Origin of the sequence: Actinoplanes sp. NPDC051633, assembly GCF_040681735.1 — a bacterium.
In the GTDB taxonomy this organism is placed as follows: Bacteria; Actinomycetota; Actinomycetes; order Mycobacteriales; family Micromonosporaceae; genus Actinoplanes.
In genome coordinates this window covers 1-9,139 of record NZ_JBFAZH010000191.1, presented here as the reverse complement: position 1 = coordinate 9,139, position 9,139 = coordinate 1, and the positions used below count along the sequence as shown (strand labels likewise).

Annotated in this window: 9 protein-coding genes and 1 pseudogene; 6 read left to right on the top strand and 4 right to left on the bottom strand. The window is 72.5% G+C overall.

The window, feature by feature from the left end; translation table 11 throughout:
- From AB0M20_RS13835 to AB0M20_RS13820, 4 genes and pseudogenes are all read left to right on the top strand, one after another.
- Nucleotides 1-279 (top strand): annotated as a pseudogene (locus AB0M20_RS13835) (aminopeptidase); the annotation flags it as partial.
- Nucleotides 279-740: a DUF664 domain-containing protein gene (locus AB0M20_RS13830; protein WP_364297887.1), complete on the top strand. Its 462-nt coding sequence runs from the start codon at nucleotides 279-281 to the stop codon at nucleotides 738-740. The pseudogene AB0M20_RS13835 and the gene AB0M20_RS13830, both read left to right, overlap by 1 nt.
- 57 nt (nucleotides 741-797) lie before the next feature.
- The gene (locus AB0M20_RS13825) at nucleotides 798-1,115 is read left to right on the top strand and encodes a ribosomal protein L7/L12 (RefSeq protein ID WP_364297885.1); all 318 of its coding nucleotides are present in this window, start codon (nucleotides 798-800) and stop codon (nucleotides 1,113-1,115) included.
- Nucleotides 1,112-1,750, top strand: a complete 639-nt coding sequence (locus AB0M20_RS13820; protein WP_364297883.1) for a hypothetical protein — start codon at nucleotides 1,112-1,114, stop codon at nucleotides 1,748-1,750. Before AB0M20_RS13825 ends, AB0M20_RS13820 begins: the two co-directional genes overlap by 4 nt.
- Nucleotides 1,751-1,989: 239 nt before the next feature.
- Here AB0M20_RS13820 and pheT read toward each other — a convergent pair whose 3' ends face one another.
- On the bottom strand, nucleotides 1,990-4,461 hold the full coding sequence (gene pheT / locus AB0M20_RS13815; RefSeq protein ID WP_364297881.1) for a phenylalanine--tRNA ligase subunit beta: 2,472 nt from the start codon (nucleotides 4,459-4,461) through the stop codon (nucleotides 1,990-1,992).
- 4 nt (nucleotides 4,462-4,465) lie between these two features.
- Nucleotides 4,466-5,527: a phenylalanine--tRNA ligase subunit alpha gene (locus AB0M20_RS13810; RefSeq protein WP_364297879.1), complete on the bottom strand. Its 1,062-nt coding sequence runs from the start codon at nucleotides 5,525-5,527 to the stop codon at nucleotides 4,466-4,468.
- Between the two features lie 370 nt (nucleotides 5,528-5,897).
- Between AB0M20_RS13810 and AB0M20_RS13805 the strand changes: the two genes are divergently transcribed.
- Both AB0M20_RS13805 and AB0M20_RS13800 read left to right on the top strand, forming a co-directional pair.
- Nucleotides 5,898-6,041, top strand: coding sequence for a class I tRNA ligase family protein (locus AB0M20_RS13805; protein WP_364297877.1), 144 nt, complete (start codon nucleotides 5,898-5,900; stop codon nucleotides 6,039-6,041).
- Nucleotides 6,029-7,462, top strand: a complete 1,434-nt coding sequence (locus tag AB0M20_RS13800; RefSeq protein ID WP_364297875.1) for a methionine--tRNA ligase — start codon at nucleotides 6,029-6,031, stop codon at nucleotides 7,460-7,462. The genes AB0M20_RS13805 and AB0M20_RS13800 overlap by 13 nt, the downstream gene beginning before the upstream one ends.
- On the opposite strand, the gene AB0M20_RS13795 is transcribed toward AB0M20_RS13800, so the two are convergent.
- Nucleotides 7,452-8,459 carry an alcohol dehydrogenase catalytic domain-containing protein gene (locus tag AB0M20_RS13795; protein ID WP_364297873.1) on the bottom strand — a complete coding sequence of 336 codons (1,008 nt, stop codon included), beginning with the start codon at nucleotides 8,457-8,459 and terminating at the stop codon, nucleotides 7,452-7,454. The genes AB0M20_RS13800 and AB0M20_RS13795 overlap by 11 nt on opposite strands.
- Nucleotides 8,459-9,139, bottom strand: a 681-nt coding sequence (locus AB0M20_RS13790) for an RNA methyltransferase (protein WP_364297871.1), incomplete at its 5' end; no start/stop codon positions are given. The genes AB0M20_RS13790 and AB0M20_RS13795, both read right to left, overlap by 1 nt.

The following is a 9,139-nucleotide window of genomic DNA, read 5'->3' as shown; positions in this document are numbered from 1 at the left end:
GCGCAGGCGCCGTCCACACCGCGCGGCGTGGTCATCGACACGTCGCAGCTCACCAACTCCACGACGCTGCGCTGGCAGGGGGGCACCGAGCCCGACCTGGCCGGCTACGAGGTCGTGTGGCGCGAATCCACCCTGCCCGACTGGACGCACGGCGTGCTGGTCGGCCGGGTCACCTCGGCCACCATCGACGTCTCCAAGGACAACGTGCAGTTCGGGGTGCGCGCCATCGACCGCGACGGGCACCGCAGTCCGGCCGCGGCACCCGTACCCTCGACTTGATGACCTTTCCCGACGGTTCCCCGGACGAGATCGAGCTGTTCCTGCGCTGGCTGGCGTTCCTGCGCGGGGCGGTGCTGCGCAAGGCGGGCGGCATCACCGACGAGCAGGCCCGCTGGCGTCCGGAGGGCAGGCTGCTGACGCTGGTCGGCATCGTGAACCACCTGACCGGCGTCGAGGCCCGCTGGATCGACCGCGAGATGCTCGGCCGGCCGGTGGGCAAGCCCGACGACGAGTACGACCCGCCCGGCCTGGGCATCGCCGACGCGATCGCGGCGTACCGGGCCCGGGCGGAGGCGACGGACGCGGCGGTCCGGGCGATCGGTGACCTGACCGCGCCGTCGAACTACGGCCACGACACCGACCTGCGCTTCGTGCTGATCCACCTGATCAATGAGACGGCCCGCCACGCCGGCCACGCCGACGCGGTCCGCGAGCTGCTCGACGGCACGGTCGGCGAGTGAGCGGCACATGAGGCCGCCAGACCCACCGGAATCATCGGCGGCTGGGTGGATGGCCGGATGGAGTATCTCGCCATCGGTGCGTCCGTCGTCCTTCCGATCGGGCTGATCCTGATCCTGATCGGCAGCCGGTCGCGCAACGAGCCGCCGAGCGCCGCCCGGATCGCCGCCGTCGAGCGCAAGCTCGACCTGATCATGAAGCACCTCGGCGTCGCCGATCAGCTGCCGCCGCAGGATCCGGAGGTCGTGCAGCACCTGATGCAGGGCCAGAAGATCCAAGCGATCAAGGTCTACCGCGAACGCACCGGTGTCGGCCTGCGCGAGGCGAAGGACGAGGTCGAGCGCATCGCCCGTGAGCGGGGCCTCGAGCCGCGGTGACGACCGGGCTGGAGCACGTGGTCTGGATCGGCGGGGGCAGCGGCGGCGGGAAGTCGACAATCGCCCGGCGCCTGGCCGCCGAGCACGGCCTGACGTATTACGGCACCGACGACGTGATGGGCGACCACGCCCGGCGCACCGACGCCGCCGAGAGCCCGTACCTCTACGAGTTCATCGGCATGACCATGGACGAGCGCTGGGCCACCCGGTCGCCCGAGGTCATGCTCGAGACGTTCCACTGGTACCGCGGCGAGGGCTTCCACCTGATCGTCGAGGATCTCCGCCGGATGCGGACCGGTGTCGTCGCCGAGGGTTTCCGGCTACTGCCGCACCTCGTCGCGCCGCTGACCGACCGCGCCGTCTGGCTGCTGCCGACGCCGGAGTTCCGGGCGGCCGCCTTCGACGCCCGCGGCATCCCGTGGCGGATTCCGTCGAAGACCGGCGACTACGAGCGGGCCCGGCACAACCTGCTGGAACGGGACCGGCTCTTCACCGAGCGGATGAGAGCGGAGACCGCGCGGCTCGGCCTGCCCGCGATCGAGGTCGCCGTCGGCACCAGCGAGGACGCCCTGACCGCCGAGGTGGCCGCGGCGGTCGGGTTGCCGGCCACCCCGGGTGGTCCGAGCCGCCGGTGATGAAGAGTCAGTGCGTGGACATGACGGCCGCCGTGACGAACGGGATCGCGCAGAGGGCGGCGGCGATCAGGCGGTGACGGGCGTTGGCGCGAGGGGTGGAGCGGCGAGACACGGCATTCCTTCTGAAACGGAGTGGATGTACAAGAACATCTTCACTCCGGATCAATACGGACATAACCCTACGAACGGCCGTCATCCGGCGGGGGTCGCCTGAACGACCCCCGCCGTCCGACGAGCGGTCAGGCCCCGCGCAGCACGGCTCCGGTGCGCGACGTCGCCGCGGCCACCGCCGCATCGCGGGCCGCCACCGCGTCCTCCACGGTCAGCGTGCGGTCGGGTGCGCGGAAGGTCAGCTTGTACGCCAGCGACCGCTTCCCCTCGCCCAGCTGCGCGGAGGAGTACACGTCGAACAGCCGCACCGCCTCCAGCAGCAAGCCCGCACCGGAGACCAGCGCGGCCTCCACCTCGGCGGCTGGCACCTCCGACGGCACCACCAGCGCCACGTCGATCAGCGCCGGCGGGTACGTGGACAGCCCGGTCGCCTCGACCACCGGCATCGGCGGCACCGCGTCCAGGTCGAGCTCCATCGCGGACACCCGCCGCGGCAGCTCGAGCGTCGAGAGCACGCCCGGGTGCAGCTCGCCCGCATACCCGATCACCACGTCGTCGACCCGCACGGCCGCGCACCGGCCCGGGTGCCACGGCGCACGCTCCGCGGCGCGCACCGAGACCCGCGAAGCGGGAATCCCCGCCGCCGACAGCACGATCCGCGCCGACTCCACCGCGTCGGCCCAGGTCGCCGCCCGGCCCGGACCCCACCAGCCGGCCGGGTCGAAGTCCCCGGTCAGCACCGTGGCGACGTGCCAGGGCTGGGCCGGCACGATCGCGTTGGCGGCCGCCCACTCGTCGTCATCCGGACGCCGGTCGACGCCCAGCACCGGCGGCGCGGTGTCCGCCGCGCGCGGCAGCACCACCTCACCGAGCTCGTACAGCGCCAGGTCGCGCATGCCCCGGCCGAGGTTGCGCCGGAGCTGGCCGAGCAGCGGCGGCAGCAGCGACGTACGCAACTGCGGCTCCTCCTCGGACAGCGGGTTGGTGACCCGCACCGCGCTGCGCCGCTCGTCGTCCGCGGCCAGCCCGAAGGCGTCGTGCACCGACGGCGCGACGAACGGGAACGACAGCACCTCGACGTACCCGTTCTCGGCCAGCGCGCGACCCACCGACCGGCGCCGCTTCTGCACCGCCGTGAGCCCGCCGCCGCCCGGCGCCGGCGGCAGCACGCTCGGGATGTCGTTGTAGCCGCCGAGCCGCGCCACCTCCTCCACCAGGTCGGCCGGGTCGATCAGGTCGGGCCGCCACGACGGCGGGGTGACCTCCCACGTGGCCGAGACCGTGCAGCCCACCCGGGACAGGTGCGCCGCCACCTCGTCCGGCGTGTACGCCAGCCCGATCCGCGCGGCCGGCAACGACGGGTCGAGCACGATCGGCGCCGGCGGAACCACGTGGTCGATGTCCAGCACCCGCTCGTCGGCCTCGCCGCCGGCGTGCTCGACGAGGAGCTCGACGGCACGCCGCAACGCGACCAGCGGCAGCTGCGGGTCGACGCCGCGCTCCCAGCGCTTGGCCGCCTCGCTGAACAGCTTGTGCCGCCGGGCCGTGCGCCCGACCATCACCGGGTCCCAGTGCGCCGCCTCGAGCAGCACGTCCGCGGTGTCCGGCTGCCAGTCACTGGTCTCGCCGCCCATCACCGCGGCGAGCGAGATCGGCCCGGAGTCGTCGCAGATCACCATGTCCTCGGCGTCGAGCACGCGCGCGACACCGTCCAGGGTGGTCAGCTTCTCCCCCGGCGTGGCCCGCCGCACCAGCAGCCCGCCGCGCAGCCGGTTGAGGTCGAACACGTGCATCGGCTGCCCGAGCTCCACCATCAGATAGTTGGTGATGTCCACGGGCAGCGAGATGCACCGGATCCCCGCCGCGGTGAGCCGCTTCTGCATCCAGGCCGGAGACGCGGCGCCCGGGTCGATGCCCCGGACGACCCGCGCCGCGAACCGGTCACAGCCGACCGTGTCCTCGACCCGGACCGGATAGGGCGGCTCCGGTGAGGCGCCGGGCGCGTCCAGAGCGGCCGGGTCCGTGTACGCGGAGTCGTAGGCGTATGACAGCTCCCGCGCCATGCCGCGCATGCTCATCTCGTACCCGCGGTCCGGGGTGATCTCGACCTCGACCAGCACGTCGTCGAGCCCGATCACCGGGCGCGCGTCGACCCCCGGCCGGGCCGCGTCCGGCGGCAGTACCAGGATGCCGGCGTGGTCGTCGCCGATCCCGAGCTCGCGCACCGAGCAGATCATGCCGTTCGAGTTGCGCCCGTAGGTCTTGCGCGCCCCGACCTTGAACCCGCCGGGCAGCTCGCCGCCCGGCAGGATGACGACGACCAGATCACCGACCGCGAAGTTGTGCGCGCCGCAGACGATCTCCTGCGGGTCCGGGTTGCCGACGTCGACCTTGCAGAAGCGGATCGGCTTCTTGAACCCGGTCAGCTCCTCGATCTCGAGGACCCGCCCGACGACCAGGCCACCCTGGACGGTCGAGGCCTGGTCGACGACCGACTCGACCTCCATGCCGAGGTTGGTCAGCGTCTCGTCCAGCTCCGCGGCGGTCAGTGACACGGGCAGCTCCACGTAGTCGCGGAGCCACGACAGTGACGTCTTCATCGCGTCAGACCTCCATTCCGAACGTACGGGTGAACCGGACGTCGCCCTCGACCATCTCGCGCATGTCGCCGACCCCGTTGCGGAACTGCAGGGTCCGCTCGACACCCATGCCGAACGCGAACCCGGAGTACTTCTCCGGGTCGATGCCGCAGGCGGTGAGCACCCGCGGGTTGACCATGCCGCAGCCGCCCCACTCGACCCAGCGCGGGCCGTCGCGGTGCTGCTCGAACCACACGTCGAACTCCCCGGACGGTTCGGTGAACGGGAAGTAGTGCGGCCGCCAGCGGGTCTTGGCCTCTTGGCCGAACATCGCCCGCGCGAAGTGGTCGAGCGTCCCCCGCAGGTGGGCCATCGTGATGCCCTCGTCGACGACGAGACCCTCGATCTGGTGGAAGACCGGGCTGTGCGTGGCGTCCAGCTCGTCCGAACGGTAGGCGCGGCCCGGGCTGACGACATAGATCGGCGGGGTACGGGTCAGCATCGTGCGCACCTGGCCGGGCGAGGTGTGCGTACGCAGCACCAGGCCGGGCAGGTCCACGTAGAACGTGTCCATCGACCCGCGCACGGCGTTGTCCGGGCCGATGTTGAGGGCGTCGAAGTTCACCCACTCGAGCTCGAGCTCGGGGCCGTCGACGATCTCGTAACCCATCCCGACGAACAGGTCGGCCATGTGCTCCATGAGCGTGGTCAGCGGATGCCGGGCGCCGCGCGGCCGGCGGTCCCACGGCATGGTGACGTCGACGCGCTCCTCGACGAGCACCCGGGCGGCGCGTTCCAGCTCCAGCTCGGCCAGTCTCTGGTCGAAGGCGCCCTGGATCGACTGCCGGGCCTGGTTCACGCGCTTGCCGGCGTCGGATTTCGCGGCCGGCGGCAGCGAGCCGATCTCCCGCCGCGCGAGCGACACCGGCGAGCGGTCGCCGAGGTGGGCGGGCTTCAGCGCGCCGAGCGCATCGAGGTCCGGCGCCGCGGCGAACGCCTTCTCGGCGTCGGTGACGGCGGCGTCGAGCGCCTCGGGCGCGAGCAGGGCAGCCTGCTTCGGATCGTACGGGTCATTGCGGTAGGACATGATCTCCCTCACCGGAGGAATTGCCATGCGGCAGTGTACGGACGCACGGCTGAGCCGCTGCCCGCCGGTCAGGGGAATCGCGCGAGAGTCAGACCCGGCGCCCGCAACCAGCGGGCCGGGTAAACCGTCGACTCTTCATCGCCACGCGTCGAGTTTACCCCGGCCGCGACGAACGCTCGCGGTGTTTATCCGGCACGCCGGCATCGGGGCATCTGGCATCATGGCGTTCATGCCTCAGTACGTTCGCCGGATGATGCGCCCCGTCACGGGGCCCGTCGGCGTGCGTTAACCCGCCACCACCAGCCCCTGCGTTTCAGGGGCCGGCCGGACTCGATCTGCCCCTGCACACCGGGGCAGATCGGAGACCATCGTGAGCCAGGCTCCCGGCTTCTACGTCACCACCGCCATTCCGTACGTCAATGCCGCACCGCATCTGGGCCACGCGCTGGAATTGGCGCAGGCGGATGTCCTCGCGCGTCATCGACGCCTCCGCGGCCGGCCGTGCGCTTCCTGACCGGCACCGATGAGAACGCGCTGAAGAACGTGACGGCCGCCGCCGCGGCCGGCGTGGATATCGCCACCTTCGTGGCGGCGAACGCGGACCGGTTCGCCGGCCTCGCCGGGGCGCTGGCCCTGTCCTTCGACGATTTCATCCGGACCAGCAGCGACCGGCGCCACCGGCCGGGCGTGGAACGGCTGTGGCGGCAGAGCGCCGCCCGGGGCGACTTCTATCGACGCGGCTACGTCGGCTTGTACTGCCAGGGCTGCGAGCAGTTCTACGACGCGGCTGAGCTGGTCGGAGGGCTGCTCGGGGGACTGTGCCCCGAGCACGGCACCGCCCCGGAGACGGTGACCGAGTCCAACTGGTTCTTCCGGTTGTCGCGCTACGCCGACGACGTGCTCAGCGCGCTGGAGTCGGGGCGGGTACGCGTCGAGCCGGCGGCCCGGCGCAACGAGGTGCTGTCCTTCGTGCGGGCCGGCCTGACCGACATCAGCGTCTCCCGGCCGGCGTCGCGTGCCGCAGGGTGGGGCATCCCCGTCCCGGACGACCCCGACCAGGTCGTCTACGTGTGGTGGGACGCGCTGGCGAACTACGTCACCGCCCTCGGCTACGGCACCGCCGGCCATGGGATCGGTGACGCCACTTACCGGGACTGGTGGATCGACTCGGCCGAACGGGTGCACGTCATCGGCAAGGGCATCGTGCGCTTCCACGCCGTGTACTGGCTGGCGTTGGTGCTGTCCACCGGCCAGCCGTTGCCCACCGCCGTGTTCGTCCACGAATACCTGACCGTGGACGGCGCCAAGCTGTCCAAGAGCGCCGGCAACGCGGTCGACCCGTACCACCTGGTCGAACGCTACGGCGTCGACGCGCTGCGGTGGTGGCTGCTCCGCGACGTCGCCGGCCTCGGCGACACCGACTTCACCGAACAACGGCTGCTGACCCGCTATCACCAGGATCTCGCCAACGGTGTGGGCAACCTGGTCAATCGCACCCTGTCCCTGGTGCACCGGTACCGCCACGGCGCCGTTCCCGAGACCCGGACCGCCGGGGCCGGCCGCGAGCTGGCCGACCGGTGCGCCGGCCTCCCGTCCGCGATCGACCGGGCGCTGGCCGCGTTCGACTTCCACACCGCCACCGACGCCATCTGCGCCGTTGTCGCCGCGGCCAACCGCCTCGTCGAGGCGGAACGGCCCTGGGAACTCGCCAAACGGGAGCAGGCAGGCGACGACGCGGCCGGTGAACGGCTCGACGCCGTGCTCGCCACGCTCGTCGAGGCCTGCCGGCGCCTCGCCCATGAACTGTCAGCGTTCGTTCCCGCGGGAGCGGCCCGGATATCAGCTCAAGTGGGCACCGGACCCTTCGTTGTGGCCACCCCGCAGCCCGTCTTCCCGCGACTGGACCAACACGGTCACCACGCGCCTACGGCTTGATCACCACGATGCCGGTGGACGGCGCCGGGTCGTCCATCGCCATCAGGGCCCGGCCGGCGCCGGGCAGGCCGATGACCGCGCCGACCAGCGCGGCCGGGTCGAGGCGTCCGTCGGCGACCATCTCGAGCATCGGCGGATAGTCACGTGCGGGCATCCCGTGCGAGCCGAAGATCCGCAGCTCGTGCGCGACCACCAGGTCCCACGGCAGGGGCGCGCGGGCGTTCGCGCCGAGCATCAGGCCGATCTGGACGTGGCGCCCGCGGCGGCGCAGGCTCCGCACCGAGGCGTCCGCCGAAGCCGCCGAGCCGACCGCGTCCACCGCGACGTGTACGTCGGAGGCCGCGGATGCACCGCTCTCGACGGCGACGGTTGCGCCCACGGCCAGGGCGAGGGTGCGGGCCGCCCGCGACGGGTCCACCGCGATCACCTCGGCGCCCCTCTCGGCCGCGATCATCACCGCCGAGAGGCCCACGCCGCCGCAACCGAAGATCGCGACCCGCTCCCCCGCCGAGAGGCGCGCGTGGGCGGTCAGGGCACGGAACGCCGTGGCGAAGCGGCAGCCGAGGGCCGCGGCCGGGACGAAGTCGAGCGTGGACGGGAGGCGGACCAGGTTGGTGTCGGCCGCATGGACCACCACCTGCTCGGCGAAGGAACCCGCGTGGGTGAAGCCCGGCTGCGTCTGCGATGGACAGACCTGCGCGTCGCCGGAGAGGCACCACGGGCAGCGGCCGCAGCCGTTCACGAACGGGCTGGTCACCCGGTCACCGACGGCGAAGCCGCGAACCGACGGGCCGACCGCGGAGACCACGCCGGCGAACTCGTGGCCCGGGATGTGGGGCAGCGGCACCGGGTCGTGGCCACGCCAGGCGTGCCAGTCCGAGCGGCACACGCCCGTGGCCCGCACGTCCACGATCGCGCCGCCGGGCGGGCAGGACGGCGGTGGGACATCGCGAAGCTCCGGGGACGCGCCGGGAGCGGTGTAGACGACCGCGCGCATCAGCGCTGGCCGCGCGCCGAGGCGTACAGGCAGACGGCCGCCGCCGCGGCTAGGTTGAGGCTCTCCGCGCCGCCGTAGATCGGGACCCGTACCCGCGCGTCCGCCGCCTCCAGCAACGACGGCGGCAGGCCGTGCGCCTCCGAGCCGAACAACCACGCCGTCGGCACCGACAACGCGCCGTCGTCGAGCAGCTCGTCCAGGCTCACGTCGCCGTAGCCCGTGGCCGCGAGCACCCAGACGCCGGCGTCGCGCAGCGCCTCGATCACCGCCAGCGGATCCCGCTCGCGGGCGACGTCCACGGTGAACAGCGAGCCGGCCGACGCCCGCACACACTTGCCGTTGTAGGGATCCACGGCGTCACCGGCGAACACCACCGCACCGGCGCCCGCCGCGTCCGCCGTCCGGAGGATGGTTCCGGCGTTGCCGGGGTCACGGATGTCCGCGAGCACCGCCACCAGCTTGCGGGAGACGACCGACGACAGTGGGACGTCCATCTGCGAGCAGACCGCGACAAGGCCCTGCGGGTGGACCGTCTCGGCCAGCGCGGCGATGGCCTCGTCGGTGACCGCCGTGCCCGAGGCGAACATCGGATCGCGGGCGAGAGCCGACGGCGTGCCGAACAGCTCCTCGACGACCCCCGCGGCCAGTGCGGCCGCGACGGCCTGGGGACCCTCGGCGAG